This window comes from Bacillus sp. FAU18 (assembly GCF_056033885.1).
The window spans coordinates 1,884,775-1,911,501 of record NZ_JBVYHZ010000004.1; the positions used below are offsets into that span (position 1 = coordinate 1,884,775).

Annotated in this window: 28 protein-coding genes, 2 pseudogenes and 2 riboswitches; of the genes and pseudogenes, 5 read left to right on the plus strand and 25 right to left on the minus strand. The window is 44.7% G+C overall.

From position 1 onward, the window contains the following. Positions 1 to 23: 23 nt before the first annotated feature. Positions 24 to 1,157: a 5-methyltetrahydropteroyltriglutamate--homocysteine S-methyltransferase gene (locus tag AC0OMU_RS20750; protein WP_327830236.1), complete on the plus strand. Its 1,134-nt coding sequence runs from the start codon at positions 24 to 26 to the stop codon at positions 1,155 to 1,157. 68 nt (positions 1,158 to 1,225) lie between these two features. After that, positions 1,226 to 1,332, plus strand: a riboswitch (SAM riboswitch). A 77-nt stretch (positions 1,333 to 1,409) separates the two neighbouring features. Then, positions 1,410 to 2,546, plus strand: a complete 1,137-nt coding sequence (locus tag AC0OMU_RS20755) for a 5-methyltetrahydropteroyltriglutamate--homocysteine S-methyltransferase (RefSeq protein ID WP_047183418.1) — start codon at positions 1,410 to 1,412, stop codon at positions 2,544 to 2,546. Positions 2,547 to 2,598: 52 nt separating this feature from the next. Here AC0OMU_RS20755 and AC0OMU_RS20760 read toward each other — a convergent pair whose 3' ends face one another. The 5 genes from AC0OMU_RS20760 to AC0OMU_RS20780 all read right to left on the minus strand — a co-directional run bounded on the left by AC0OMU_RS20760 (position 2,599) and on the right by AC0OMU_RS20780 (position 7,196). Beyond that, a complete protein-coding gene (locus AC0OMU_RS20760) occupies positions 2,599 to 3,372 on the minus strand; it encodes a 3-hydroxybutyrate dehydrogenase (RefSeq protein ID WP_015483900.1) in 774 nt (257 codons plus the stop codon). 16 nt (positions 3,373 to 3,388) lie between these two features. After that, positions 3,389 to 4,039, minus strand: coding sequence for a CoA transferase subunit B (locus AC0OMU_RS20765; RefSeq protein WP_003243049.1), 651 nt, complete (start codon positions 4,037 to 4,039; stop codon positions 3,389 to 3,391). Further along, positions 4,036 to 4,752, minus strand: coding sequence for a CoA transferase subunit A (locus AC0OMU_RS20770; protein WP_014481335.1), 717 nt, complete (start codon positions 4,750 to 4,752; stop codon positions 4,036 to 4,038). Before AC0OMU_RS20770 ends, AC0OMU_RS20765 begins: the two co-directional genes overlap by 4 nt. 23 nt (positions 4,753 to 4,775) lie before the next feature. After that, positions 4,776 to 6,191, minus strand: coding sequence for a GntP family permease (locus AC0OMU_RS20775; protein WP_015385055.1), 1,416 nt, complete (start codon positions 6,189 to 6,191; stop codon positions 4,776 to 4,778). Positions 6,192 to 6,347: 156 nt separating this feature from the next. After that, on the minus strand, positions 6,348 to 7,196 hold the full coding sequence (locus AC0OMU_RS20780; protein WP_474241476.1) for a methyltransferase domain-containing protein: 849 nt from the start codon (positions 7,194 to 7,196) through the stop codon (positions 6,348 to 6,350). A gap of 386 nt (positions 7,197 to 7,582) precedes the next feature. After that, positions 7,583 to 7,684, plus strand: a riboswitch (purine riboswitch). 127 nt (positions 7,685 to 7,811) lie between these two features. Here AC0OMU_RS20780 and AC0OMU_RS20785 point away from each other — a divergent pair. Continuing rightward, a complete protein-coding gene (locus AC0OMU_RS20785; RefSeq protein ID WP_003227216.1) occupies positions 7,812 to 9,005 on the plus strand; it encodes a NupC/NupG family nucleoside CNT transporter in 1,194 nt (397 codons plus the stop codon). Positions 9,006 to 9,046: 41 nt separating this feature from the next. On the opposite strand, the gene AC0OMU_RS20790 is transcribed toward AC0OMU_RS20785, so the two are convergent. The 3 genes from AC0OMU_RS20790 to AC0OMU_RS20800 form a co-directional block, all read right to left on the minus strand. Continuing rightward, entirely contained in the window at positions 9,047 to 9,718 is a 672-nt protein-coding gene (locus AC0OMU_RS20790) for a DUF3298 and DUF4163 domain-containing protein (RefSeq protein ID WP_474241479.1), read from the minus strand. 144 nt (positions 9,719 to 9,862) lie between these two features. After that, entirely contained in the window at positions 9,863 to 10,153 is a 291-nt protein-coding gene (locus AC0OMU_RS20795; protein ID WP_474241481.1) for a hypothetical protein, read from the minus strand. 49 nt (positions 10,154 to 10,202) lie between these two features. Continuing rightward, positions 10,203 to 12,263, minus strand: a complete 2,061-nt coding sequence (locus AC0OMU_RS20800; RefSeq protein WP_474241483.1) for a catalase — start codon at positions 12,261 to 12,263, stop codon at positions 10,203 to 10,205. A 200-nt stretch (positions 12,264 to 12,463) separates the two neighbouring features. On the opposite strand from AC0OMU_RS20800, the gene citH reads away from it, so the two are divergent. Next, positions 12,464 to 13,744 (plus strand): citrate transporter CitH, encoded by a 1,281-nt coding sequence (gene citH, locus AC0OMU_RS20805; RefSeq protein ID WP_015385060.1) that lies wholly within the window; start codon positions 12,464 to 12,466, stop codon positions 13,742 to 13,744. Between the two features lie 157 nt (positions 13,745 to 13,901). Here the strand turns inward: citH and bglS are convergent, their stop codons facing one another. From bglS to AC0OMU_RS20820, 3 genes are all read right to left on the minus strand, one after another. Next, positions 13,902 to 14,630: a beta-glucanase gene (gene bglS, locus AC0OMU_RS20810; RefSeq protein ID WP_024571825.1), complete on the minus strand. Its 729-nt coding sequence runs from the start codon at positions 14,628 to 14,630 to the stop codon at positions 13,902 to 13,904. Between the two features lie 296 nt (positions 14,631 to 14,926). Then, the gene (gene licT, locus AC0OMU_RS20815) at positions 14,927 to 15,760 is read right to left on the minus strand and encodes a transcriptional antiterminator LicT (protein WP_377886084.1); all 834 of its coding nucleotides are present in this window, start codon (positions 15,758 to 15,760) and stop codon (positions 14,927 to 14,929) included. Between the two features lie 95 nt (positions 15,761 to 15,855). Continuing rightward, positions 15,856 to 16,536, minus strand: a complete 681-nt coding sequence (locus tag AC0OMU_RS20820) for a hypothetical protein (protein ID WP_015483905.1) — start codon at positions 16,534 to 16,536, stop codon at positions 15,856 to 15,858. A gap of 206 nt (positions 16,537 to 16,742) precedes the next feature. Here AC0OMU_RS20820 and AC0OMU_RS20825 point away from each other — a divergent pair, with 206 nt between their 5' ends. Beyond that, entirely contained in the window at positions 16,743 to 18,029 is a 1,287-nt protein-coding gene (locus AC0OMU_RS20825; RefSeq protein WP_440156588.1) for an MFS transporter, read from the plus strand. Between the two features lie 18 nt (positions 18,030 to 18,047). Here the strand turns inward: AC0OMU_RS20825 and dbpA are convergent, their stop codons facing one another. The 14 genes and pseudogenes from dbpA to AC0OMU_RS20895 all read right to left on the minus strand — a co-directional run bounded on the left by dbpA (position 18,048) and on the right by AC0OMU_RS20895 (position 26,434). Then, positions 18,048 to 19,487, minus strand: a complete 1,440-nt coding sequence (gene dbpA / locus AC0OMU_RS20830; RefSeq protein WP_474241489.1) for an ATP-dependent RNA helicase DbpA — start codon at positions 19,485 to 19,487, stop codon at positions 18,048 to 18,050. An 81-nt stretch (positions 19,488 to 19,568) separates the two neighbouring features. Beyond that, on the minus strand, positions 19,569 to 20,717 hold the full coding sequence (locus AC0OMU_RS20835; protein ID WP_047183428.1) for a rhamnogalacturonan acetylesterase: 1,149 nt from the start codon (positions 20,715 to 20,717) through the stop codon (positions 19,569 to 19,571). A gap of 371 nt (positions 20,718 to 21,088) precedes the next feature. Next, a pseudogene (locus AC0OMU_RS20840) lies at positions 21,089 to 21,217 on the minus strand (hypothetical protein); the annotation flags it as partial. A 17-nt stretch (positions 21,218 to 21,234) separates the two neighbouring features. Next, a complete protein-coding gene (locus AC0OMU_RS20845; protein WP_322839960.1) occupies positions 21,235 to 21,690 on the minus strand; it encodes a hypothetical protein in 456 nt (151 codons plus the stop codon). Between the two features lie 15 nt (positions 21,691 to 21,705). Then, complete coding sequence (locus tag AC0OMU_RS20850) at positions 21,706 to 22,002, minus strand: YxiJ family protein (protein WP_322839959.1); 297 nt, start codon at positions 22,000 to 22,002, stop codon at positions 21,706 to 21,708. An 18-nt stretch (positions 22,003 to 22,020) separates the two neighbouring features. Then, positions 22,021 to 22,344, minus strand: coding sequence for a hypothetical protein (locus AC0OMU_RS20855; RefSeq protein ID WP_124072590.1), 324 nt, complete (start codon positions 22,342 to 22,344; stop codon positions 22,021 to 22,023). A gap of 26 nt (positions 22,345 to 22,370) precedes the next feature. After that, positions 22,371 to 22,853: a hypothetical protein gene (locus AC0OMU_RS20860; RefSeq protein WP_124072589.1), complete on the minus strand. Its 483-nt coding sequence runs from the start codon at positions 22,851 to 22,853 to the stop codon at positions 22,371 to 22,373. 20 nt (positions 22,854 to 22,873) lie between these two features. Next, on the minus strand, positions 22,874 to 23,632 hold the full coding sequence (locus AC0OMU_RS20865; RefSeq protein ID WP_087962066.1) for an Imm26 family immunity protein: 759 nt from the start codon (positions 23,630 to 23,632) through the stop codon (positions 22,874 to 22,876). Between the two features lie 25 nt (positions 23,633 to 23,657). After that, positions 23,658 to 24,146 (minus strand): DUF2716 domain-containing protein, encoded by a 489-nt coding sequence (locus tag AC0OMU_RS20870; protein ID WP_080286160.1) that lies wholly within the window; start codon positions 24,144 to 24,146, stop codon positions 23,658 to 23,660. A 17-nt stretch (positions 24,147 to 24,163) separates the two neighbouring features. Then, positions 24,164 to 24,616: a hypothetical protein gene (locus AC0OMU_RS20875; RefSeq protein WP_072175368.1), complete on the minus strand. Its 453-nt coding sequence runs from the start codon at positions 24,614 to 24,616 to the stop codon at positions 24,164 to 24,166. Between the two features lie 72 nt (positions 24,617 to 24,688). Beyond that, positions 24,689 to 25,015, minus strand: a pseudogene (locus AC0OMU_RS20880) (DNA-binding protein); the annotation flags it as partial. Positions 25,016 to 25,134: 119 nt separating this feature from the next. Continuing rightward, positions 25,135 to 25,551 (minus strand): YxiG family protein, encoded by a 417-nt coding sequence (locus AC0OMU_RS20885; RefSeq protein WP_322839990.1) that lies wholly within the window; start codon positions 25,549 to 25,551, stop codon positions 25,135 to 25,137. Between the two features lie 50 nt (positions 25,552 to 25,601). Next, positions 25,602 to 25,970, minus strand: coding sequence for a hypothetical protein (locus AC0OMU_RS20890; RefSeq protein WP_322839958.1), 369 nt, complete (start codon positions 25,968 to 25,970; stop codon positions 25,602 to 25,604). After that, positions 25,964 to 26,434: a YxiF family protein gene (locus AC0OMU_RS20895; RefSeq protein ID WP_003243092.1), complete on the minus strand. Its 471-nt coding sequence runs from the start codon at positions 26,432 to 26,434 to the stop codon at positions 25,964 to 25,966. The genes AC0OMU_RS20890 and AC0OMU_RS20895 overlap by 7 nt, the downstream gene beginning before the upstream one ends. Between the last annotated feature and the right edge of the window lie 293 nt (positions 26,435 to 26,727).

Here is a 26,727-nt window from a genome sequence, read left to right on the forward strand (position 1 = left end):
ATTTCAGAAAAGAGGCGAATAACATGGCTCAACAAACGAATGTTGCAGGACAAAAAACAGAAAAACAACGCAAAGCACCTTTCCGCGCCGATCATGTCGGCAGTTTGCTTCGTTCCGTTCCGGTGAAGGAAGCCCGGCAAAAAAAAGCGGCTGGTGAGATGACAGCGGAACAGCTTCGTGATATCGAAAATCAAGAGATCACCCGCATCGTGGAAAAACAAAAAGAAATCGGTCTCAACGTGGTAACAGACGGGGAATTCCGGCGTTCCTGGTGGCATTATGACTTCCTGGAAGGGCTTGACGGTGTGGAACCGTTCATCCCGGCTGAGGGGATTCAGTTCCATAACACAAAAACGAAAGCGCGCAGCATCAAAGTGACGGGAAAACTCGATTTTACGAGCCACCCAGCGCTTGCTGATTATCAATTTTTACATGAGATTGCCGGTAACGCGACGCCAAAATTGACCATTCCCAGCCCAAATATGCTGTTTTTTGGCGAAAAGGCGGATAAAGGGATTTATGACGATCAAGAGGAATATTTTCATGACCTGGCCCAAGCATACAAAAAAGCAATCAAAGCCTTCTATGATGCTGGCTGCCGTTATCTCCAGCTCGATGATACGTCATGGTCTCTCTTCTTTGAGGAAAAAGGCAGAGAGGTTGTCCGGGCGCTCGGCGGTGATCCAGAAACATTGCCAGCCATATTTGCCAAAACAATTAACGATGCCGTCGCAGACCGGCCTGACGATTTAACGATCACAATGCACATTTGCCGCGGCAACTTCCGCTCAACATGGGCGGCATCAGGAGGGTACGACGCTGTAGCGGAAACGATTTTGGACGGCTTAAACCTTGACGGCCTTTTCTTGGAATACGATGATGACCGCTCCGGAAACTTTGATCCGCTCCGTTTTGTGAAGCGCAAGGATCTGCAAATTGTGCTCGGCTTGATCACATCGAAATACGGCGAGCTTGAAAATCCTGAGGATGTGAAACGCCGCATCAATGAAGCCGCGCGTTTTGTCAGCTTGGACCAGCTATGCCTGAGCCCGCAGTGCGGTTTCGCCTCTACAGAAGAAGGCAACCTTCTGACAGAGGAGCAGCAATGGGCAAAGCTTCGCCATGTCATCGACATTGCCAACGATGTGTGGAGATAATCTATCATTGACAGAAATAGAAAATGTGTGAATAATAGATACTATCAGAAAATTTCATAAAAAGGTTTTCCTTATCAAGAGAGGTGGAGGGACTGGCCCTGCGATACCCGGCAACCGCTGTTTAACAGAATGGTGCTAAATCCTTTAGAGCAATGATTGCTCTTGAAGATAAGGTTGAGATTGTCACGCAAGCTCTTCCTTATCCAAAGGAAGAGCTTTTTTATATTTGAATGGAAAGAAGGAATGGACAACATGTCACACCAAACAACACCCGCAGAACAAAAATCACTTCAAAGAAAAAAACCGCCGTTTCGCGCGGATCAAGTCGGAAGCCTGTTGAGATCTGAGCCCGTTAAAAAAGCGCGGCTGCAAAAAGCGGCCGGCGAAATGACCGCTGAACAGCTTCGCCAAATTGAAAACGATGAAATCATCCGCATTGTGGAAAAACAGAAGGAAACCGGCCTGAACGTCGTGACAGACGGTGAATTCCGCAGAGCATGGTGGCACTTTGATTTCCTGGAAAACTTAGATGGCGTTGAGCCGTTTACTCCTGAGCACGGAATCCAATTCCATAACGTACAGACAAAAGCACGCGGCATTAAAGTCACAGGTGATATCGACTTTTCAACTCACCCAATGCTTGAAGATTATTCGTTTCTCCATAGCATTGCCGGTGACGCGACGCCAAAGATGACGATTCCAAGCCCGAATATGCTGTTTTTCCGCGGAAAACTGGAAAAGGATGCGTATAAAAAAGATTATCACCTTTTCCAGCATGATGTATCCAAAGCATATAAAAAAGCGATTCAAGCGTTTTATGACAGAGGCTGCCGCTACCTCCAGCTTGATGATACAGCGTGGGCCGTTTTCTTATCAGAAAAAGGCTTAAAACAAATCGAAGCGTTCGGAACAACGCCTGATGAGCTTCGCCAGCTGTTTGCGAAATCGATTAACGACGCGATTGCAGACCGCCCGGATGACTTGACGGTAACCATGCATATTTGCCGCGGCAACTTCCAGTCCACTTGGACAGCGGAAGGCGGCTATGACGCAGCCGCCGAAACCATTTTTGACGGCTTGAATCTTGACGGACTTTTCTTAGAGTATGATGATTCACGCTCAGGCGGATTTGAGCCTCTCCGTTACGTAAAACGGTCTGATCTTCAGCTTGTTCTTGGCTTAGTGACATCTAAATTCGGTGAGCTTGAAAATCCGGATGACGTGAAACGTCGTATCGAAGAAGCGTCCCGTTATGTAAGCTTAGACCAGCTTTGCCTCAGCCCTCAATGCGGATTTGCTTCAACTGAGGAAGGCAACAAGCTGACTGAAGAACAGCAATGGGCGAAGCTCCGCCATGTGGTTGAGATCGCTAATGATGTTTGGAAATAAGCAAAGAAAAAACACACTTGATTCCCTAGCGGAGCAAGTGTGTTTTTTTATGTCACTGTGCGGTGTAGCCCCCATCAAGGACGACAGCCTGCCCAGTGACGCCCTTCGCCTTCTCGCTTGCCAAAAACACGGCATAATCCGCAATTTCCTTGACGGAAAGCAGTCGCTTTTGCGGCACAAGCGGAAAAATGACTTGTTCAAGTACAGAGTCGTAAGGGACATTTCTAGTTTTCGATAGATCGCTAAGCTGATTGCGTACAAGCTGGGTATCGACATAACCCGGGCAGAGCGCATTGACTGTTATGCCGTGGGGCGCGCCTTCCAGCGCCCCGACTTTTGTGAGTCCAATGACGCCGTGCTTGGCGCTATTATAAGCGGATTTCCCTGCAAAGCCGACTAATCCATTAACAGACGCGATATTAATGATTCTGCCAAACTGCTGTTTTTTCATGATCGGAAAAACATGCTTCATTGCAATAAAGGGCGCCGTCAGCATGACCTTGATCAGCTGTTCAAAGGTTTCTGTCGGAAACTCTTCAATCGGAGCGACGTGCTGAATACCGGCATTGTTCACCAAAATATCCAAGCGGCCGTATCGTTTTTGGATGACGTTCACCGTATCAGCAACTTGCGCTTCCTTTGTCACATCATACGGAATGGCCGCCGCGTCCAAGCCTTCTTCTGCAAGCTTGGAGGCTGCTTGTTCACATGCTTCCGGACGGAGGTCTGAAACGATGACGCTGGCGCCTTCCCGGGCGAATTCTCTTGCCATTTCGAATCCGATTCCGCCGGCAGCCCCTGTCACCAAGGCGACTTGTTTTCTCATGTCAAACACCTTCCCATTAAGAATTGAGTACAGACTGGCTTACAGCGAAATCAGCTTCTGTTTTTTCATAAACCTCTTCAATTGTGACACCATCCTGAAGCTCCGTCAGTGTCATGCGGCCGTTCACAAAATCAAATACAGCCAAATCCGTAATCAGCCTGTGTACGACTTTCTGGCCTGTCAGCGGAAGGGAGCATGTTTTTTTCACCTTTGATTCACCATGCTTATTGACGTGCTCCATGATGACAACGATTCGTTTCGCCCCGTTGACGAGATCCATGGCGCCGCCCATTCCTTTTACCATTTTGCCCGGGATCATCCAATTGGCCAAATCCCCCTGCTCCGAAACCTCCATTCCGCCGAGAATAGCCAAATCGATATGCCCGCCTCTTATCATCGCGAATGACTCAGCGCTGTCAAAATAAGAGGCGCCCGTCACTTCAGTGATCGTTTCCTTTCCCGCATTGATCAAATCCGCGTCTTCCGTTCCTTCCAGAGGATAGGGGCCGATTCCGAGCAAGCCGTTTTCCGACTGAAGCATGACGTGAACGCCATCGGGTATCTCATTTGCGACAAGCGTCGGCATTCCAATCCCGAGATTCACATTCATGCCGTCCTTGATTTCTTGTACAGCCCGTTTGACCATTCGTTTTCTCGCTTCCTTCACTTGGCCTCACCCTTTCCCGATGCTTGCTGAACTGTTCGTTTTTCAATCCGTTTTTCTTGGCTCGCGCCAAGCACAACATGCTGTACGTAAATTCCCGGCGTATGGATGTGATCTGGATCGAGCTCTCCTGCTTCCACGATTTCTTCCGCCTCGGCAATCGTGATCTTGCCTGCCATGGCGGCAATGGGATTGAAATTTCTCGCCGTTTTCCTAAAAACCAAATTGCCCATGGTGTCCGCTTTCCACGCTTTGACGATCGCCACATCGCCGGTAATGCCTCGCTCAAGCACATAAGTCCGGCCGCCGAATGTTTTATGTTCTTTTCCCTCGGCTATGGAGGTGCCGACGCCTGTCGCCGTATAAAATCCCGGTATACCTGCACCGCCTGCACGAATTCTCTCAGCAAGCGTTCCTTGGGGAACAAGCTCGACCTCAAGCTCTCCGCTTAAAAACTGCCGCTCAAAAATTTTATTTTCACCGACATAGGAAGCGATCATTTTCTTGATTTGCTTGTTAGCCAGAAGCAAACCAAGCCCCCAGTCATCGACTCCGCAGTTATTGCTGACAACGGTTAAATCCTTTACTCCCTGATCTCTTATAGACAAAATGAGCTGTTCAGGGATGCCGCACAGCCCAAACCCTCCCGCGATCAGCGTATCCCCATCATGAATCAGTTTCGCAGCTTCCTTGCTTGATGACAGCACTTTTCCCATATTGATGCCCCTTTCGTTTTCTTCTACACTAGACCAGTCAGGCTGTAAATCGCGATCACAGCAAATACGGCAGCCGTTTTAATGAGCGTGATCGCAAAAATATCGCGATAGGATTGCCGGTGGGTCAAACCCGTCACGGCCAGAAGCGTGATAACGGCGCCATTATGCGGCAGTGTATCCATCCCGCCTGATGCCATTGAAATGACCCGATGCATCACCTCTGGCGGAATATTGTAAGCCTGAATCGCCTGTAAGTATTGTTCTGACATCGCGCTTAATGCAATGCCCATTCCTCCTGAAGCCGAGCCGGTGATTCCCGCCAGCGCAGTTGTCGTAACGGCGCCATTTACAAGCGGATCGGTAAAAGTATGTGAAATTCCGCTGCTCAGCTTATGAAACCCCGGCAGCGCGGCGATAATACCGCCGAACCCGTACTCGGCACCCGTATTCATAGATGCCAGCAAGGCGCCGCCAATCCCTTCATTAAGCCCTTCCTTCAATTGGGCAAACACACTTCTCCAATCAAATAAAATCGTTGTGATGATGCCAATCACTAAAGCAATCTCCACCGACCAAATAGCAGCCGCTGAAGAAATATCAAGCCTGCCGAACTCCTTTAATCCTATGGAAGAAAAATCAAATCCATTCGGATACCACTTTGGCAGGTAAATGGTGAAATATTTATTCACTGCACCGACGAGAATAAGCGGGACAAAGGCAAGCGCGTGCCGAATCGGGCTTTTGTCCGGTTCAGCCGCGGACTCAATCGATTCAGGAGCAGCATTCTGCGTATCAAAACCGCCATAGCCTTCGCCAGATGCCTGCGCTTTTTTCCGCCTTGATTCCAAATAGAGCATCCCAGCTGCCAGCACAATCACTGCGCCCATCAAGCCCAGCCAAGGGGCGGCATAAATGTCTGTTTTGAAAAACGACGTCGGGATGACATTTTGGATTTGCGGCGTTCCCGGAAGCGCGTCCATCGTAAACGTAAAAGCACCTAAAGCAATCGTTCCCGGGATGAGGCGTTTGGGTATGTTTGCTTCTTGGAACATGTTTTTCGCAAAAGGATATACGGCAAATACGACAACAAACAGGCTGACACCGCTGTACGTCAAGACAGCGCCCATCAACACAATGGCAAGTATCGCTCTTTTTGCCCCGACAAGCCGGACAATTGTTTTCGCGATTGATGCCGCAAGCCCGGCCATTTCAACGACCTTTCCAAAAATGGCACCGAGCAAAAACACTGGGAAATACAGTTTAATAAAACCCGCCATCTTCTCCATAAAAATTGATGAAAAAAAAGGAAGCACATGGCTTGGATCTGTCAGCAGCACCGCGAATAACGCACAAATCGGCGCAAACAATATGACAGAAAATCCCCGATACGCCGTAAACATCAGCAAACCTAACGCCAATAGAATGATGATCAGTTCCACACACACATCCCCCGTTTCCGCGAACTAGAAAGCGTTTACAAAAACCTGTCCGCATCGGCTGTTTCCGTCCCCTTTCCATATATGTACGAGAAGCGTGGGCCAACTATTCCGATTAAAAAAGGAAAGCTCCCTTTTTTCGGAGCTTTCCTCTGCCATTCATTTCATTCCTATTAGGATATCAACATCAACCGTAATATCGGCTGTTTTCATCTCTTTCAGCAGGCTGATTCGATCTTTCGGCGCCGACCAGGCAAGCGGCGTCATCTTGAGAAGCCAGTGGATCGCCTGCTGGTCAAGCGTTTTAACATAGCGCAGCCTGACAGGACGGCTGTGTGCAGCATTTGCTGTAAAACGCTCAACAGCTGCCGCATTGGAATACGTGAGCCTTGGTGAATCAGTATATAAAAATTGCCTTAATTCTATTAAATAGTCGCTTCGCGGCACTACTTTTACGAGCATGCCATCATTCTTCAGCAGTCTATGAAACTCTGCATAATTGGACGGCGAAAAAATAGACAGAACAACATCAAATTGGCGATCATGAAAAGGAGCACGCGCCACATCGGCAACAGCCCACATCTGATCTTTGAATGCCTTAGAAGCTTTTAAGATCCCATCTTTCGAAAGATCTATGCCGGTTCCTATCGCTGCTTTCCCTGCATAATCAAACCCGCAAAGCGCATTCAAATGAGAACCCTCACCGCAACCGCTGTCCAGGATGGTGAATGCCTCATGACCAGATGTGGGATGACTGATGAGTTCTGCAATCGCATCATGGAGTGGGTCAAAAAAACCACATTCTCCAATCAGCCTGCTCCTCGCTTCAAAAAGCTCAGCACCGTAACTGGTTTTGACCGGCTTGGTCAGAAAGTTCACGTAGCCGTGCCGAGATAGATCAAATGTATGTCCTCGTTCTGTACAAATCAAGCTTTTCCCTGATGCCGCATCCATAGAAGAAACGCAGAGCGGGCATCGAAACATGCTGAAATCAACTGTTCGCTTCATGATAAAAACACCTCATTCATTCATTTTTAGATAAATGAAAAAGGCATAGACAAATAAACCTAGGCCTATCTCAAAAATTGGCCAGGTCTGGCAGTTTGTCTACACCTGTCATTATCTATAACGAATGAATTGGATAATCATGAAAAAAACTCCCTTTCTGCTGTATGGGTTTCCCCGTTTCCATCATACAACAAATATCCAGGAGCTGGAACCTTATAGTGAAGAAAAATCAGTACTGACATGCTGGTATCCCGCCAACATCATATCAGCATAGCAATCCAGTATGTTTTTCCTTTATTTTCTCATTTTAGAATATAAATTTTATTATTGTGAAAATAGTTAAAAAGGTTGATTTTCAAAAAGTGAAAGGATAAAATACTGCTATCATCTTAGAAAAAAGACATTCTTGTATATGATCAGTAATATGGTCTGATTGTTTCTACCTAGTAACCGTAAAAAACTAGACTACAAGAAAGTTTGAATAAATTTGAACGAGTTGAAAAGGACAAGTTCTTTTCTGTTTGCTCTTATTTTTCACACTTTCTGCACTTCCAGAATTTGTGAAGGATAAGAGCTTTTTTTGTTTCCATAATAACCCTCATAGGAGTTGCTATCATGTACTTTTTACTAAACCTTGTCGGTCTCATTGTGATTATGGCAGTTGTATTCCTATGTTCTCCGCAGAAAAAGAAAATCAAGTGGCGCCCGATCATTACGTTAATTGTTCTGGAATTGCTGATTACTTGGTTTATGCTGGGAACAAAAGTCGGAAGCTGGGCCATCGGTAAAATCGGTGATTTCTTCACTTGGCTGATTGCTTGCGCCAGTGACGGTATCGCGTTTGCCTTTCCGTCAGTGATGGCGAATGAAACAGTAGACTTTTTCTTTAGTGCGCTTCTTCCAATTATCTTTATCGTCACATTCTTTGATATTTTAACGTATTTCGGCATTTTGCCTTGGCTGATTGATAAAATCGGATGGGTGATTTCAAAGGCTTCCCGCTTGCCGAAATTAGAAAGCTTTTTCTCTATTCAAATGATGTTTCTTGGAAATACCGAAGCACTTGCGGTTATCCGCCAGCAGCTAACGGTTTTAAGCAACAACCGCCTGCTCACATTCGGCTTAATGAGCATGAGCAGCATCAGCGGCTCCATTATCGGATCTTATCTTTCAATGGTGCCTGCGACATACGTGTTTACAGCCATTCCTTTGAACTGCTTAAACGCGCTGATTATCGCAAACCTGCTGAATCCTGTTCACGTGCCGGAGGATGAAGATATCATCTATACACCGCCTAAAGAAGAGAAGAAAGACTTTTTCTCTACGATTTCTAACAGTATGCTTGTCGGCATGAACATGGTGATCGTTATTTTGGCAATGGTGATCGGATATGTCGCATTAACGTCAGCAGTTAATGGCATTCTTGGCGTTTTCGTACACGGCCTGACCATCCAGACAATTTTTGCTTATCTGTTCAGTCCGTTCGCATTCCTGCTTGGACTGCCAGTGCACGATGCGATGTATGTTGCTCAGCTGATGGGCATGAAATTAGCAACGAACGAGTTTGTTGCGATGCTTGACTTGAAAAACAATCTCAAATCCCTTCCGCCTCACACCGTTGCGGTGGCGACGACATTCCTGACATCCTTTGCAAACTTCAGTACTGTCGGCATGATTTACGGCACGTACAATTCGATCCTTGACGGAGAAAAGTCAACGGTCATCGGGAGAAACGTGTGGAAACTGCTCGTCAGCGGAATTGCGGTATCTTTATTAAGTGCTGCGATTGTCGGCCTGTTTGTGTGGTAGAAACATTGAGCCATATCCCTTTTCGGATATGGCTCTTTTGATTATTGATAAATAGAGGCTGGAACCTGCACATCCCGGATTCCCGCTGCATAAGGCCCCAAGTCATACTGGCCAAAGACGATGGCGATCCCGTTTGCCGTAAAGTAAAACATTGTGTCTTTGTTTAGGGTTATATCCTCTTTCTTAACATCAGGGAAAAACAGCTCATCGTGTTTTTTGATATAGCTATATAGATAATCTCTCGTTTTGCTGACTTTTGTTTTGGTGTTCAGAATCTGATCCAGCGTCACCCGCTTTTGTGCTTTCAAGTCATAGTTGAAGGACTGGACAGACGTTAAACCGTGGGCGCCCCCTGAATAGATATAATTGAGTGTTTGAATGCTGAGCTTGCCTGCCGCATTGTATTTGACGCTGAAGGATGTTTGATATTCCGTTTTAAAGCCCTGCTGTTCGCCTGCTTTTTTGTTTTTCAGGTATTCCTGATACGATTGTTCAATGTAGACTTTCAGCTCTTGATTGATTTTCTTTTCAAACGCGGCATTCCCGACGTGATGCACTTGTGGATACTTTAACTCCTTGATCTTTTTGTACGTATGGGTGCTGACAGTCGGTGTTTTCGCTTGAACTGCTTTTAAAGATGGGGCCGCATATGCAACTACGGAAAAAAGCAAGACTGCAATCCCCGCGGCTTTCAGCATTTTATTCCATTTCATACAATCTCCTCCTTTGATGTCGTTGTTTATCATTCCCTTATTTAAGCAATACACACTTTTATAGACTGATTAAATCGAAAGAAGTTTCTAGGTCTAACAGCATGATTTTCCCAATAAAAAAAGAGACACAGGATGTCTCTTTTTTTACTGTTTGCGCCCAGAAATCGCTTCATGAACGGCTTGTGCCAAATCTGTATTTCCGAACATCTCTAATACCGCAATGACAATCTGGTCCGGAATGTGCTCTGCTTCGTGTTTTGGCACGACCAGATCGTCCATGGTTTTTTTCAAGCTGTCATTCAGCTTTTGCTGCGGATACGCTTTGGCGTACATCTCCACCGGATCAAGATCATGGTTTACACACCATTGGGCAAACACCAAAATCATCATATTTTCATCGCGTTCGTAAGCTTCAGCGAGCTGTTTTTCGTTCATTTGTCATGCTCCTTATGAAAAGTATCTTCCTTAAAGATACAGGAGCCTATCAAATTCGTCTATCCCAATGGCGATGAGCAGAAACCGCATCGATAAATGCCTTGCTGAAAGCGGTGTAGTCAGGTTCTTCTTCAGCTGTTACGATGCCTGGCCCCTCTGTTGTCCCGACAGAGGATTGAAGAAGGTCAATTCCTTCATTTGCCGCACCGATTGCCTTGTAGTGATTGTAAGCTTCTCTGATAAACGCCATCGCTTGTTTGTTGTCTTTTAACTCCAGTCCTCCTGCGGCATAGACGGCATCATACAGAACAGAATCAACCGTCAGGAACGTGCCGCTGGCCTCAAGCTGCTGTCCGCTGCCGCTTGTCATATACCCCAGATTTTGACTGATGATATCCACTGTGATTCCTTCTTGCTTTAAGGCTTCCAGCACTGTTTGCAGTTCTTTTTCATAAAATCCGTTTCCGGCGAGTACAGCGACTTTTCTGGTTGACGCGGTTTTCACTGTACGGGCTTGGCTTAACGCAGGCGAAGTAAGGATTTCTTTAGATGCTTTACGCTTCGCGGGCGCCGCCACGCCTACTCCTTTGGCGATTTCTTCCGCTAAATCTGCATCGACATTGCTGAAGACATCAACGACCTGCCGCTGTACGTCCTTGCTTTTGACCTTCCCGACCTCGAAGCAGAAAGCAGAAATGATGTGCTGTTTCTCCACAGGAGACATGCTGTTCCAGAAAAGCTTCGCCTGTGAGTAATAATCGTTGAAGCTGTCGCTTCGCTGCCGGATTTTTTTGCCCTCGACTTTTTCCTGATAGTGGACGTAGCCGCCTTCTTCAGCTGTCGCAGGCGACGGATCATTGTTTTGCAGTGAGTTTTTATGATAAGCGACAGGTCCCTTATTGATCGTCATCCGGTGATAGCCGTCGTATTGATTGTTATGGAATGGACATACCGGCCGGTTAATCGGAATCTCATGGAAGTTCGGGCCGCCAAGACGGATGAGCTGTGTGTCTGTATAAGAGAAAAGCCGTCCCTGCAGGAGCGGGTCATTTGTAAAATCGATTCCCGGCACGACATTTCCCGGGTGGAATGCGACCTGTTCTGTTTCCGCAAACACATTATCCTGGTTGCGGTTCAGCGTCATTTTCCCAATGATCTTCACCGGCACAAGCTCTTCCGGCCACAGCTTAGTCGGATCAAGAATATCAAAATCAAACTTGAATTCATCCTCCTCATCAATCATCTGCACGCCGAGCTCGTATTCAACCTTGCCGCCCTTTTCAATTGTTTCCCACAGGTCACGGCGATGGAAATCCGGATCTTTCCCGGCAATTTTCTGCGCTTCATCCCATACGAGAGAATGCACACCGAGCACCGGCTTCCAGTGAAATTTCACAAAACGTGCCTTTCCTTGTTCATTGACAAAACGGAACGTGTGAACGCCGAAGCCTTCCATCATTCTGTAGCTGCGCGGGATGCCTCTGTCCGACATCGTCCACATTACCATGTGAGCCGACTCAGGGTTATTGGCGACAAAATCCCAAAACGTATCGTGAGCGGTCGCGGCCTGAGGCATTTCATTGTGTGGCTCAGGCTTAAACGCGTGAACCAAATCCGGGAATTTGATCGCATCCTGAATGAAAAACACCGGAATGTTATTTCCCACAAGGTCATAGTTTCCTTCTTCAGTATAAAATTTAGTCGCAAAGCCTCTGGCATCCCGCACCGTGTCTGCGGAGCCTTTAGAACCCGCAACCGTAGAGAAACGGACAAATACCGGTGTCTTCACCAAAGGGTCCTGAAGAAATTTGGCCCGTGTGTACTCGGTCATCGGCTCGTAAACCTGAAAAAAGCCATGCACGCCATACCCGCGTGCATGCACAACGCGCTCCGGAATCCTCTCATGGTCAAAGTGCGTCATTTTCTCCCGGAAGTGAAAATCCTCCATCAGCGTCGGGCCGCGAACCCCGGCTTTTAACGAATGCTCATCCTCTGACACCCGCAAGCCTTGGTTTGTCGTCATTTTCTTCCCGCTGTTATCGGCCCTGTACTGCTCAAGCTGCTCGTCCTTTGAGTGTTCATTTACACGTTTGTTTTGGTCATCACTCATGTCTCTTCCCCCTTTTTAAAACGAAACATTCTACAGCATATTTACCCGTGGCGTTCTTCATATAAACTGCTAATCCTCTCATTAGGATTTTTGGTCTACATATAAATATGCGGTCATACACATTTGAAATAAGCCTTCTTCACAGAAAGAAAGGATGGAAGCGCTTACCAAAATAGCTGTTGAATAGGGGAGGTCATATCATGCTTGCCATACTCGGTTTTGTGATGATGATTGTCTTTATGTACCTTATTATGTCTAACCGGCTTTCCGCTCTTATTGCTTTGATTGTCGTTCCTATTGTGTTCGCCCTGATCAGCGGATTTGGCAAAGATCTCGGCGAGATGATGATTCAGGGCGTTACAGACCTCGCCCCTACCGGTATCATGCTGTTATTCGCCATCCTGTATTTCGGCATTATGATTGACTCAGGTCTGTTTGATCCTCTCATTGCCAAAATCTTATCGTTTGTCAAAGGAGATCCGTTAAAAATCGCCGTAGGCACAGCGGTTCTGACCATGACCATTTCGCTGGACGGAGATGGGACAACAACCTATATGATTACCATTGCTGCGATGCTGCCTCTTTACAAACGGCTCGGCATGAACCGTTTGGTGTTAGCGGGAATAGCAATGCTCGGTTCGGGGGTTATGAATATTATCCCGTGGGGCGGGCCGACTGCGAGGGTTTTGGCCTCCTTAAAATTGGACACGTCAGAGGTCTTCACGCCGCTGATTCCCGCTATGATCGCCGGCATTCTCTGGGTGATCGCCGTTGCTTATATCCTCGGAAAGAAAGAGCGGAAGCGGCTCGGCGTCATTTCGATTGATCACGCACCGTCTTCCGATCCGGAGGCCGCACCGCTCAAGCGTCCCGCTCTTCAATGGTTTAACCTGCTGCTGACTGTCGTCCTGATGGCCGCACTGATCACCAGCCTGCTGCCGCTCCCTGTTCTTTTTATGACTGCGTTCGCCGTCGCCTTGATGGTCAACTATCCAAATGTCAAAGAACAGCAGAAACGAATCTCGGCGCATGCGGGTAATGCGTTAAACGTTGTCTCAATGGTGTTTGCTGCGGGCATATTCACAGGCATTCTCTCCGGCACAAAAATGGTGGATGCCATGGCGCATTCTCTCGTTTCACTTATCCCTGATGCCATGGGCCCGCACCTGCCGTTGATCACTGCGATCGTCAGCATGCCCTTCACCTTTTTCATGTCGAATGACGCCTTTTACTTCGGTGTCCTTCCCATCATCGCCGAAGCCGCTTCCGCTTACGGAATAGACGCCGCTGAAATCGGAAGGGCCTCCTTGCTGGGGCAGCCTGTGCATCTGCTCAGCCCGCTTGTGCCTTCCACCTATCTATTGGTAGGAATGGCAGGCGTCAGCTTTGGCGACCATCAAAAATTCACTATTAAATGGGCCGTAGGAACAACGATTGTGATGACGATTGCGGCACTTTTGATTGGGATTATTTCTTTCTAAATGTATGAGCTTGATCGTAGCATTGAGTGAGTACGTGATTTACAGAGGGGAGAAGATCAAATAGGATATTATGAGTGAATAGAAGATTCATGCCAACAACTCCTCATTACAATCATAAGAGCCTGCTATATTGCAGCAGGCTCTTTCACATTTGGCATTATTTTTTTGTATAGCGCACCCAGTCATAATGAGCGTATAGCGGATTTACACCATTGTAGGAGCCAAGCCATTCATCGACACCCGTGCCATTCCACAAGTTCATCATGATCTTTCCAGGTGTTGTCGGAATTTGGTTTGTTGCAGTATGTTTTAATTGCCCGTCGACATACCATTTAATAGAGTTTGGCTGCCAATCGAATGCATACGTATGATAGGCATTGGCTGCATCAAACCCGAGATCAACAATCTTCTCATGGTTTCCTGCACCATTTGTATAATAGTTAAATTGAACCTTTGTTGTGTCTTTTCCTAAAAATTCGATATCAATCTCATCCCAAGGAGTTCCATCTGTTGGACCTGTGTAAGTGAAGAACGATGAAACGATCCCTGTGTTTTTAGCTGGTTTCATTCTGACTTCATAAAGTCCATAGCCATATGTTTGAACAGAACGGTTTTCCCCGCAGTCAAACTTGTTATAAGCTGGGCTTGTTAGCGCTAAACGCATTTCACCCAATGACGTCATTGATACGTTATTAGCCCGCCACGTGCAGTTGAACATATTTCCATTCGAATAACCATCTGCTTTTTGCCAAAAACCGGAGTTATAGCCGTTAAAAGGATCAAAAAACGATCCACCTGTTTGAGCCGAGGCAGTAGAAGTGACTGCAAACAAACTCATAAACAATCCAGTGACAAGAAGCAGCAACACTCGTTTCAGATAAGGCATATTGGCATTCCCCTTTCGTTGAAAGCGTTTTCTATGTTGATCTTACATGATTCTTTTAAAAGGGAACATCGGCCAAAATAATGATAATACCGAACCTTACTTACTTGAATCCTGTAACTATCATCACCCTCCCCCTGAAAAAAATAAAAACCTAAATTACCATCAGCACAGACAGAGATGATCCGCACTCATTGTAATTTAGGTTTTGCCTGCTTTATCAGTAACAATCCTACCATCATCATATGGAAATGTAAGAAAAAAACGAACACACGAAAATAAAAATGTCAGCGCTCTCATTATGCTTGTTTAACTACCCTTTCTATGTGAATGGTTAAATACAGCAGCTCGTCACTTGTGAGCTTGTGCTCATACTCCCGCTCAATGTAGGTTTGGATTTTCTTCGTGCATTCATACGCGCGATGATACTTTTCTTTCACTGTATCCAGCAAAAAATCGTCCTGGCTTTCCATGTGAGTGCCGTTAAAAAGACGTTGCGCGAAAAACTTTAAGTGGGTGACGAACCGATAATAGTGAAGCGATTCTTCGTTGAATTCAATCTTAAAATGGTATTTTACAATACTCAAAATCTCTTGCATGACTTTTGTAATGTTGATAATATTGGGCATCTCTTCATTCAGCTCGGCATTTACAATATGCAGAGCAATAAAGCCAGCTTCATCCTCTGGCAGAGACACACCAGTCTTATTTTTTACCATGATTAACGCTTCTTTGCCGATCGCAAATTCGTCTTTGTACAGCCGTTTTGTTTCCCACAGCAAGGCGTTTTTGATATCAAGCCCTTTCTGGTTGCGCTGGATGGCAAAGTTAATATGGTCGGTCAGCGACACATAGATGCTGTCGTTGAGCTTTTTGCCGAGCTGTAATTTTGCGTAGCTGATAATCTCTTCGGATACTTCCATACACTCGATCGGTATATCATACAAAAGGGTTTTGAACTTTTCTGATACATCCTTGTTATCGAGCGTGAACACTTTCTCAATGCGGGCTTCATCGACATCATCGCCGGACTTTTTCTGAAACGCGAGCCCCCTGCCCATGACGACCAATTCTTTCCCCTGTTCATTGACCACGCTGATCACATTATTGTTGATCACCTTCGCAATTTTCATGGCATGTCCCTCCAAATCTACTAAGAACAGACTATATCTTGATTGTACATTCTTTTTGTACTAGGTCAATATCATCAGGGAAAGACGGAAGCTGGTCAGTACAATTCACTCCGTACCTGCTGCCCGGGCTGTTTTTGAAGCAGCGCCTCCAGATGGCGTTCAAATGTTGCCTTGTCAGCTTTCTGCTTTTTGACAATGCTGTTCATGATTTTGATGCTTTCGGCGCTGTATTGTGTATATTGTTTTTTCAGCTGATCCAGCTGCTGTCTTGTCTTCTTCGCGTTTTTCGGTGTGACTTGGCCGATGAGTTTGATCATACTGTCTGCGGTCTCAAAAAAAGCAGCTCTATTTTCTGTCAGCTGCTGAATTTCGATGCGGCTCATGTCTTGATTACGCGTTTTTTGTAGCAAGGCGACCGCCTCGCTGTTTTGATTTTTGAGTGATTTGTTCTCAAGCTTAATCGATTCGAGATTCTCCTTCGCAATGTCTGCTTCTTCTTCAGTCATGCTGCTTCTCACGAAGTATTCTGGATTGCCGATCCCATAATCAAATGCTTCGCTCACTTGTATCATGGAACTGAACACAATGGCCAGCTGCCTGTCGCTTGCGAGGGCTTGGAAATCCTGCTTTTTCTTACTGTTCATCGGTTTGGCTGCGGTTTGTTTTACTGTCTTTTGATCACAGTCTGCGAACATCTGAGCCTCACCTTCACTTTCGCATGCGCTCATCACAAGAACTGTGACCAGCAGGCTTATACACAAGCCTATTTGCCTCATGCTCTGTCTCCTCTCTGCTGAATCCCTTCTGGAAAATACCATAAAATATAGTTAAATGGTACCAGATGCACCTAACCCCAGCAATAAATCAAAAGTATGATTTGAAGCGAAAAAACATAAATATTTTGTAAAAATTGACGTGCATTCCATTCTTTTCAGGCCCATTTCTCGTACAATAGAAGTATCGTTACCGGAGAGGGGCTCTGATGATGAAACGATTTACGAAACAAGAAAACAGCTGGGTATTATATGACTGGGCAAATTCTGCTTACTCAATTGTCGTGACCACCGCGGTATTTCCGTTATTTTATAAATCAGCAGCTGCGGAAAGCGGTGTCAGCGCCGCTCAATCGACTGCCTATCTGGGCTATACCATTGCGATTTCAACGTTTATTCTTGCGATGCTCGGTCCTATTTTAGGCACAATCGCCGACTATGAAGGGTGCAAGAAAAAGTTCTTCGGTTTCTTTGTGTCAGCCGGTGTCGCCAGCACCGCGATGCTCGCCTTTATCCCTAGTGAACATTGGCTGCTATTGTTGCTGTTTTATACGATATCGGCTATCGGTTTTTCCGGCGCCAATGTGTTTTATGATGCCTTTCTCGTTGACGTCACGACTGAGAAGCGGATGAATCTCGTCTCGGCACGGGGTTTTGGCTTAGGATACATTGGAAGCACGATTCCATTTATCATCAGTATTGCTGTCATCCTGCTCGCACAAGCAGAGACTATTCCAGTGTCTGTATCGGCCGCAAGCCAGCTGTCCTTTTTCATAACGGCTGCCTGGTGGGGGCTGTTCACCATCCCAATGATTAAACATGTCCATCAACGCTATTACATCAAAAGAGAACCTCATATTGTCATCAACAGCTTTAAGCGGCTCGGCCAGACGATGAAACGGATCAGGCAATACCGGGCACTTTTCCTCTTCTTGCTCGCTTATTTCTTTTATATCGACGGAGTCGGCACGATTATTACGATGTCGACATCCTATGGATCAGATTTAGGGATCGGCTCCTCAAGCCTTCTGATCATCCTATTTGTCACCCAGGTAGTCGCCGCGCCGTTTTCGATTGTATACGGAAAACTGGCAGAACGCTTCACGGGGAAGACAATGCTGTACGTCGGGATCGTCATTTATATGATCGTCTGCGTGTATGCCTATTTTATGGAGACAACGCTTGATTTCTGGATACTGGCTATGCTTGTCGCCACCTCGCAAGGCGGTATTCAAGCCCTAAGCCGTTCCTATTTCGCCAAGCTTGTGCCAAAGCGCCACGCTAATGAATTCTTCGGTTTTTACAACATTTTCGGAAAATTCGCCTCAATTATGGGGCCGCTGCTCATTGCCGTGACCGCCCAGCTGACCGGGAAATCCTCGACTGCGGTGTTCAGTCTGATCATTCTGTTTGTAATTGGCATTGTGATTCTTGCCTTTGTTCCGGAGGAAACCAGCACAGATGTCAGCCAGCAGCAAAATGACCTGCCCCTTTAACTGGGAGCAGGTCATTCATCATTTATTCGCTTTATTCACCTTCAGCTTTTTCCCTTTGACGGTTGTGTTCTTCATCACTTTGAGAACATGAGGGCCTTTACCATTTAAAATCTCAACGTATGAGGCGTTATCCATGATCGTGATGATGCCGATGTCGTCAGCTGACACACCGTCAATTTTGGCAATCGTTCCTACAAAATCAACGGCTCTGATTTTCTTTTTCTTTCCGCCGTTAAAATACAGCTTCATAATGTCTTTATTCAGCTCTTCGCTTTTGTCCTTTTTGCTTTCCGGACGGTCATTCATTTTAGCTAGAAATTCTGGTTTCTTCCTTGCCACTTCCTCTTGAGAAGGGGCTTCTATTTTTTGAATCTCAAATCCGATATATTCTTCAATGTCGGCTAAAAACCGTTTTTCAAAGGCCGTGACAAACGAAATGGCCTTTCCTTTGTTCCCTGCGCGTCCCGTTCGGCCCGTGCGGTGGACATAGCTTTCCTTTTCAAGCGGCAGATCATAGTTGATGACAAGGGAGATATTTTCAATATCAATCCCGCGCGCGGCGACATCCGTCGCGACTAAGTAACGGTACTCGCCACGTTTAAATTCATTCATGACGTCGAATCGGTCTTCCTGAATCATTCCGCCGTGAATATTATCGCATGGATATCCTAAGTCATCCAATTCATCGGTCAGCTGATTGACGTGCTCCTTCGTTCGGCAGAAAATGATGCAGCTGTCGGGATTCTCCGTCATCAGCACATCTTTCAGCAATGAAAACTTATTCTCTTCTCTTACTTGAATCACCGCATGTTGAATATTTCTTGTGGTAAGCCCGGCCGCTTTGATTTCGATATGCTCGGAGTTCTGCATATATTGACGGCTCAGCTTCTCGATATCCTGCGGAAGCGTCGCCGAAAACAGCATCGTCGTGCGCTCAGTCGGAAGATGCTTGATAATCGCCTCCACCTGCTCAATGAAGCCCATATTCAGCATCTCATCCGCTTCATCAATGACCAAATAAGAGAGACGGTCCAACGGCAGCGTGCCTTTTTCGATATGATCCAGAACACGTCCAGGCGTGCCGACAACAATGTGGCTTTTTTGCTTAAGCTCAGCTTTTTGTTTATCAAAGGAGGATTTTCCAAATACGGCTGTCGCTTTGATCCGTTTAAATCGTCCGATGTTCGTGATATCTTCCTTTACTTGCACCGCAAGCTCACGGGTTGGAGTTAAAATAAGCGCCTGCGGCCTGTTTTCATCCCAATCCGCCAGCTCACAGAGAGGAATCCCGAACGAAGCTGTTTTCCCGCTTCCCGTCTGTGATTTGACGACAAGATCCTTTCGTTCAAGAGCAGCGGGGATCACGCTCTGCTGCACCTTGGTCGGTTCTGTATATCCCAGTCCTTCCAATGCTCGTAAAATGTCATGACTGATTTGATAGTTTTTAAAATGACTCATGTATAAACTCCTGTCTCTTGCAGATGTTCTCATTATACTCTAATTGACGAAGGCATATGTGTTTTGTCGAAAAATGATGTATTAAAAGCCATCGATTCCCTGGCGTTTTAGCTCCTGAACAGCCAATCGTGCCAGTGCGTCGGCCCCAGCGCGGTTCGGGTGCAGCGTGTCTCCATCCATATAAAGCCCGAGTGTTCTTTCCGGACCGATCGATGTAAAGTATGCCGAGCTGAGGACATTTAAGTCAATGAGATGTGTTTTTTCCTCTTCGGCCAAAGCTAAAATAGAGGCCCTGTACCATCTGTTTACAGACGAATGGATGCCTTCAGAAGTAAAATCGGTCGCCCGGCCCTGAGGCGTTGATAGGATGACGTCCGCTCCTTTCGCTTTCACCTGACGAATCATATCACGCATCATCTCTTTAAATTCTGCTTCAGATTCATTATGCTTCGGATTTGTGTCATTAATGCCAAGCTGCAATATAAAATAATCCCCCGGCTTGATATACTTCAGGATCGCCTCAAGCTGTCCATCATTTCTGAACCCTCTCGCGATCTGCCCGCCGGACGCCATGTTTCTCACTTGAAAGGTGTGTTTATCGATATAGTGAGGCAGCATCTGCCCCCAGCCCGCCTGCTTGCTGCTGTTGAGCGGATAATAATTGCACACCGTCGAGTCGCCGCCGACATAAATGGTTCGGTTCGTCACCGGCTGATCAGACAATTTCTTGATTTTCAAGGCGCTGAGCGTAAAAGCAGTGCCAGCTTTTCCCTCTGTCACCAGCAGATTCAGCTGCCCGTCGGTGACAGGTATTTGGAACGTATCCTCCGCGCCATCCCCTGTCATATTAATGACCTGAAACACGCCCTCCGCCGCCACACTGGCCCTTGCCGTATTGCCAAGCGTCACCTTCACCTCATAAAGCCCATTCGGGAGATCCACATTAAACGTGTTATTGCTTTTCGTCCCATACGCTAAAAACTGAACCGCATCCCTCTTCACACCAGTCCCGGATGCCGCCACATCCTTCATATTCTCCGGTGTTTGAAAACCGTAGCCCTTTGACCGATCATACCGATCAGACGCCCTGACACCAATGTAATCAGGCTCCACTGAACCGCTTCCAAAGTCAAACTGATACACCTTCGGCTCCGCTGCCTTCACCCTCTCATTCCCGCCAAAACACAGCATCAGCATCATCACAAAAACCGCTGCCATCCATTTTTTCATCAAGACTCCCCCTCTATGAAAACGAATACATTAATGCATACTCGGTGATTGTTTCTTTATGATGACTGAATGCAGAAAAAAATGGCGTTGAAAAATAAAATTGATGTGCCATATTTAAAAAGGGGGGTCTCAAGCAAAAAAGGGGAAAATCAGTGTGACTTCTTGTCACACTTGATCACATCCCAACCTCCGCAATAGAAACTCATCTGATCTTCTTGATCATACACATAATAACGGAGTCTTTCCCATTGATCGTCAGTCGGTTCAATCTCCAACTCAACCGCATCGATGGATTCAAGGTCATCCAGCTTTGATGCACTAATGTCTTCAAACCGCAAATGAATGTCACAGGTTTGAGCTGATAGTTTTAATTCAAACACAGGAATTTGAATATAACGATCATCTTCTTTCATATAGAAAGAAAACTCGTTTAATGTAAATGGACCTGTATCCGCATCAGAAAGATGCTTTTTCAATTTCTCGTATTGTGTGATATTCAAATGAATTCCCTCTATTTTTATGAGTGATCGCTAACCATATAAATGTCAACAGTATCATATTCAAACCACATGATCCGTTCGCCTGAGTCTGTTAGGCATTGGAGCTTCCCATCGGAAAAATAGCTTTTATCCGGTTGAGGATCAGTGATCAGAAAAACATCGTCATTGAAGGAAGCTAGCAGAAAGAGAAAATCTGCAATATCCCGGTCTGCTTCCTGTAATATGGATTGGAAATGGAATTGCCTTTTCGCCAGCTTCGTCACTTTGTAAGCATAGCCTTTGAAAAACTCTGACAGGTCTTCTATAAATGAACCAGTCGTTATTACCTGTATCATGATTCGATCGTAGGCAAGCCCTGCCCAAAAACGATAAAACGACTCTGCATCTTCAAGTTCGCATGACATAACGGTTTGGTCAGGCTTAAGCTCGATCATGTCCAAATTGCCAATACTGCTTATAGAGGTTATTTCCATAAAATCTTCCCCTTATCAGTTGGATAGCGCAACGCAAATCTCTTGTCTGACTTGTTCATACAAGAGAATGTGATGATACAGATCCTTCTCGTTTTTGATCATATCCGGAAGTATGTCAGGATACAGCTCAAAAAAGCTTTTCTCCAACGAACGCCGCTGATGCCCGGACATCCTTTTATTCGCCAGTACATAATCCAAACTGCCATCAACTAGCATAAAAAACTCATAGATTTCCGCTTCAAAGCCGTACAATTCACTAGGATACGGCGTTTCTTCAAGCTCTCGCTGTCTTTTTCTCAGCTTTTGAAGCACGTTGATCCTCTCCTCACCCTATTCAACTTCCCTCACCTCATATTGCCGGCAATAAAAGCGGAACGTTTGCTCCTCCCATTCTTCCACAAGGTACATCCCTTGCGGCTGCATTTCAATATGGAGGAGCCCATCAGACAGGTCCGATAGGGTCTCCATATCTCGTATCGTAACGGCTGAAACGTCTTTGAATATGACAACAATCGTACGTGAATGATAAACAGCTGCTAACTGAATCGTATAAATGATACCAAGAACGTGATCTGTTTCCCGATAAAAACGCCATTTCTTGATATGTTGAAACAAAATAGGAGTAGCTCCTGAAATACTCGACTCATCTGCCAATTTCGATTCCTCCGTTGATGGCTTCCCTATGCTTCATACTCACAGTAAGGCTTCAAATCAGGAAAAGCCTCCTTCAACATTCTTTCTATGTTTTCATCGGTCACTGTAAATATAATATCTGTTGAATCAAAGAAACCGACTTCGAAAATACATTCTTTCACAGGGGAGATATAATCATCTTCATAAAAGTCAGCATTCCCATCAACAAACGGAACTTGTGTTATATCATACAGTATCGTCTCTTTAGGCACAGCAGTTAAAATAGAAAATATCACATAAATCTCATATTCATTTAATATACGATGAAATTCCTCACCTGTGATAAAAAGATAATCTTCACGCTCGCCAATGATATCGTTCCAATGATCCTTATCCTCGGATACATCCATCATATTCAAAATATCGCCAATAACCCAATTATACTCAGTGATATGGAGGGGGAATTGGGTAAAAAAATCACTTAAATGAAAAAGAGTAGAATCAGTATATTCCAGACAAAATCTGCTCATATGATCTCCACCATAACTTCTTACAACTCATACTTAATCAATTCCTCCATCGAGGTTCCCTTGAAATATTGATAAAGAATATCCTCAATACTAAGGTGACCAAATAGCCCAATCGGGTTGCTAAAGGTCTTCCCCCGTTTTTCATCAACCTCTATTAAATCACTCTCTGCCGCTAATGAATCGTCTTGGCTAATGAGGTATTTTCCATCTTCATACATGACAAATGTTATAGTAGAATGATCAAATTTTTTCATCAAATCTATCGGCACCTTGGAAACAACCTTCCAATTCCCCTGAAGAAAGCCTGTATATCCTGTATTCGCAATAAAAAGGGTTCTTTGCTTTTCTGCCATCATGAGAGAAATGTCTTTTTTACTCAAGCGTTGATCTGTAAAAATATCAAAATACTGAATGAGAAGATCATCATTTTTATCTGTTGCTAAATCTCCTTTTACCACTAATGCATATGTGAACTGATTGATTTTCCGTAAAGGGATTTCAATGACAACACCAGGCCTAACTTCACTTAAAGTAGTTCTTTTTTTCATCTTTAGGTTGATGTCAGTGACTTGTTTTCCTTCTAATTCTTTAAAAAGCGAATCGCCGTCTGAGTTTAATACCTGAAAGAGGGTATAAACAAATTCATTTAGAGTAGGCTTACGATCCAATTGTTCAAGGAACACAGCGTGAAAATCTTCGATGGCGTCGTGACAAATATCCAAACCATCATCACTTACGAATATCTTTTTATTTTTATATTTCTCTTCCCAAAAGCCCATGTTTCACCTCCGTTTTTCAGAACACTCATCTATTTTGAAACAGGATAGGCGGATCATTATCTATCGCCTCCAACAGCTCTTCACCAAACACAGTGATTGTCAATTTCCACGGGTCTCCCAAAAGTCCCCAAGAGAAGTCCTGATGAAAAAAGAAATAATAGTCTCCATTTGGAAATACGGGAACAGGCCATTCGCCAAATTCATCCTGAGGCATTGTCTGATGAGGGCTAAAGATATATCCGACATGCTGCCAGTCTAATGCGTACATCACATCGTGTTTTCCAGTACATGATTGAAATGCTTTTAAAATCGAAGTCTCTAAATCATTCAGCACTCTGACCACATCATCATTACTGGCTTTACCGCTCATCCCGCTAGAAATATCAAACACTTGATATGGATCAGACGGGATGATGTGATGACATCTGCTTCCGGGTTTCCATTTTATGATCTTGTTCACTTCTGACCAGATGCGGTCTTGTTTTGTCTGACTTAAAGCGCGCCAATTCATCATAATCTCATCCCTACACCTTATTGGACATCCTGCTTATAAACACCAGATGAGGCCACTGCGTAAACAGCGTTACTTGTCAGTTTCAGCTGTTGAACGTCTAGGGCTTCACCGTTCGAGTCACAGCATGTTATCTCTTCCATCTCTTGACTCACATCGGCAGAAATCAAATAAAGAGACGACTCAAGCTCTTCACTGTAACAATTGAACGTCCCAACCAAAAAACCTTCTTCAGATATCGCAAGCTGATAAAATGCTTCTGAGTTCGGCTCTTTATCCGACAGAATCCATACCCGTCTCACGACCGTGTCGTCAAACGCGGCAATGACTGCATCTCCGTAATACAGCATATAAATCAAGCCGTTTTTTTCTGCAAGTCCATAACAATCATCTACAGCCGGCGCATCCATTTCTTCGAGCTTTCTATCAATGTGTATTTCCTTCTGCTGACCATCTAACGTAAAACACCACACACTATGGCCGTTGGGATTTTCATCATCATAAATGCCTTCATCATTTAAACCGACCCAAAGGTTTTGTTTCTCATCCAAAAGACAGCAGGAAACCCCTGAAGGCAAGTGAAAAGCACTTTTCACCCTTCCCTCTTCTGAAAAAACCTTTACCTTCGGCTCGTACGATTCGTAATAAACGAAGATATAGCCATCTGCACATTGTTGAAAGAGCAGGATATCACTGTATGAAATCTGCTCTTTCACTTTAAAAACCCGAATATCACCGGAAGGATCATAGATTGAGATGGTCACATCACCTTTCACACCTTTTCCAATGTAGACACGCCCCAGTGGATCAGCATGGAAAAAACAATCTTGGGTGTCCATGTTGATAATTTTATTCATTTTTAATTTTTTCATTTGTTATGCTCCCAGTTTAGAAATGAAGTGATAATTAAGCATTTATTAGCTATTAGTAACGGACAGCCTAGTTTCATTAATCGTTTTGATATAAAGCTACTTTCCAATTCAGTCTTAAATCATTTAGTGTTTAATTGGTATGCATAAAACGATTGATCATCAAAGCGAACGGTTTCAGCTTCAATAGCAATCAGCATTCTGTTCATGTCAATGAGAAAGTTAGCATTTGATTGATACTCCGGAATTAAAGAATTTGATAGATTCCCGATTCCTTCTGGATGATAACTCATCTCAAATACTTGCCAATTGTATTCTTCCGGATCTATTTTTTCCAATCTCATGTCGCCAACATCTGCACTATAATAAGCGGATGCCACATTTTGAAATGAAATTTTATGCGTATATTCACCCTCATCTTCAAAAACCTTAATATCAAGTGAGAGTTCTTTTTTAAACACATTAAAATCTAAATGAAGGACACTGCACCCCTCATCTATATAATCAACCCATTCATTAATCGTTTGATACATTGTCATCCCCTGCTTCTTTTTAATCAATAACGCCTTGCCACCAAGCAGAAAACAAATTACTCCGTATATTGTTTGATCCAATCATTTAAATCATCTGTTGAATGCAAATAAGTTTCAGGAGAATCTTTCAAATCAATCCCGCTTAGAAGGATTAACAGACTCCAGACTCTATCATCTTCTACTTCGGGGTCATCCGCATGAACATAAGTTCCAGCCCAATCTGACACTTCTTCTCTTATTGTTTGTCCATTTAAGACACTTTTGATTTTATTTATGCATTCTATTAGATTTGTCTCGCTCAATTTGATCACCACGTATTCAAGTACTAAATGATTTGTTATTAGTATGCAAAGCACCGTACTGATATTTAGATATTGAAGCTTTTTCCGTAAAAGATATGTTCCAAAAGGTTTCCAATCTACCAATAAACAAGCTCACATCCGTATTCCGTGTGCAATATACATAAACCAAACTGGCACTTAGGCTCAACCAAAATAAAACTATGATTGAGAATCCCTTCATCGAACTCAATACACTCCAATAAACAGTCAAGGTGCTCGAGACATTTTCCAAAAGAACAAACTAACGCACCAATTTCGCTGCTGTATTGATGAAACAGCAGAACGTCCCGGTCATCGTAAGCAACATATGACTGAGATATTTTCCAGATCAGCTGTTTCGCTTCCGTTTTTTCGAGGGCATCAACCTCACGGGTGTTGGCTGGTATTGAATTTGATAAAACCAGCTCAAGCAATTGCCTGCTTTGCGCCAGATCAGCAAAACGATAAGTGAAGCCTCTTTCTGCACAAGGGACTAGTTTTTCTTTGATTTCGCTCATCAATAAACGTCTTTTATTCTCGGCGAGTTTTTCGATCAATCTTTTTTGCATGAGCCGCATTCCCTCCGCTGTCAATTTCTCAAGTTCTTTTAAATCGATTCATCATTCTCTTGTTTTCGTTGTCGTTCATGTTTAGATTTGTTCTAAAAAAGCTTGTATCGCTGATACAAGCTTTATCTTCAACTGCTTAAAACTCACCCAGTGGGCTTTTCACAAAACGCTGGGAACCTTTTTGGCAAATCCTCTTCATCCCAATCAATTCTATATTTTTAGATTCTTTTGTCATACAAATAAGAGAGGATGGTAACATCTCTTATTTAATGTTCCATCAATAAATGCCCCAT

What these genes read in the sequence shown, in the direction of transcription:
- AC0OMU_RS20750 (WP_327830236.1), top strand. Translation starts at nt 24, where the DNA reads ATGGCTCAACAAACGAATGTTGCAGGACAAAAAACAGAAAAACAACGC.
- AC0OMU_RS20755 (WP_047183418.1), top strand. Translation starts at nt 1,410, where the DNA reads ATGTCACACCAAACAACACCCGCAGAACAAAAATCACTTCAAAGAAAA.
- AC0OMU_RS20760 (WP_015483900.1), bottom strand. Translation starts at nt 3,372, where the DNA reads ATGAGAAAACAAGTCGCCTTGGTGACAGGGGCTGCCGGCGGAATCGGA.
- AC0OMU_RS20770 (WP_014481335.1), bottom strand. Translation starts at nt 4,752, where the DNA reads ATGGGAAAAGTGCTGTCATCAAGCAAGGAAGCTGCGAAACTGATTCAT.
- AC0OMU_RS20780 (WP_474241476.1), bottom strand. Translation starts at nt 7,196, where the DNA reads ATGAAGCGAACAGTTGATTTCAGCATGTTTCGATGCCCGCTCTGCGTT.
- AC0OMU_RS20785 (WP_003227216.1), top strand. Translation starts at nt 7,812, where the DNA reads ATGTACTTTTTACTAAACCTTGTCGGTCTCATTGTGATTATGGCAGTT.
- AC0OMU_RS20790 (WP_474241479.1), bottom strand. Translation starts at nt 9,718, where the DNA reads ATGAAATGGAATAAAATGCTGAAAGCCGCGGGGATTGCAGTCTTGCTT.
- AC0OMU_RS20795 (WP_474241481.1), bottom strand. Translation starts at nt 10,153, where the DNA reads ATGAACGAAAAACAGCTCGCTGAAGCTTACGAACGCGATGAAAATATG.
- AC0OMU_RS20800 (WP_474241483.1), bottom strand. Translation starts at nt 12,263, where the DNA reads ATGAGTGATGACCAAAACAAACGTGTAAATGAACACTCAAAGGACGAG.
- citH (WP_015385060.1), top strand. Translation starts at nt 12,464, where the DNA reads ATGCTTGCCATACTCGGTTTTGTGATGATGATTGTCTTTATGTACCTT.
- bglS (WP_024571825.1), bottom strand. Translation starts at nt 14,630, where the DNA reads ATGCCTTATCTGAAACGAGTGTTGCTGCTTCTTGTCACTGGATTGTTT.
- licT (WP_377886084.1), bottom strand. Translation starts at nt 15,760, where the DNA reads ATGAAAATTGCGAAGGTGATCAACAATAATGTGATCAGCGTGGTCAAT.
- AC0OMU_RS20820 (WP_015483905.1), bottom strand. Translation starts at nt 16,536, where the DNA reads ATGAGGCAAATAGGCTTGTGTATAAGCCTGCTGGTCACAGTTCTTGTG.
- AC0OMU_RS20825 (WP_440156588.1), top strand. Translation starts at nt 16,743, where the DNA reads ATGATGAAACGATTTACGAAACAAGAAAACAGCTGGGTATTATATGAC.
- dbpA (WP_474241489.1), bottom strand. Translation starts at nt 19,487, where the DNA reads ATGAGTCATTTTAAAAACTATCAAATCAGTCATGACATTTTACGAGCA.
- AC0OMU_RS20835 (WP_047183428.1), bottom strand. Translation starts at nt 20,717, where the DNA reads ATGAAAAAATGGATGGCAGCGGTTTTTGTGATGATGCTGATGCTGTGT.
- AC0OMU_RS20845 (WP_322839960.1), bottom strand. Translation starts at nt 21,690, where the DNA reads ATGGAAATAACCTCTATAAGCAGTATTGGCAATTTGGACATGATCGAG.
- AC0OMU_RS20860 (WP_124072589.1), bottom strand. Translation starts at nt 22,853, where the DNA reads ATGAGCAGATTTTGTCTGGAATATACTGATTCTACTCTTTTTCATTTA.
- AC0OMU_RS20865 (WP_087962066.1), bottom strand. Translation starts at nt 23,632, where the DNA reads ATGGGCTTTTGGGAAGAGAAATATAAAAATAAAAAGATATTCGTAAGT.
- AC0OMU_RS20870 (WP_080286160.1), bottom strand. Translation starts at nt 24,146, where the DNA reads ATGATGAATTGGCGCGCTTTAAGTCAGACAAAACAAGACCGCATCTGG.
- AC0OMU_RS20885 (WP_322839990.1), bottom strand. Translation starts at nt 25,551, where the DNA reads ATGACAATGTATCAAACGATTAATGAATGGGTTGATTATATAGATGAG.
- AC0OMU_RS20895 (WP_003243092.1), bottom strand. Translation starts at nt 26,434, where the DNA reads ATGCAAAAAAGATTGATCGAAAAACTCGCCGAGAATAAAAGACGTTTA.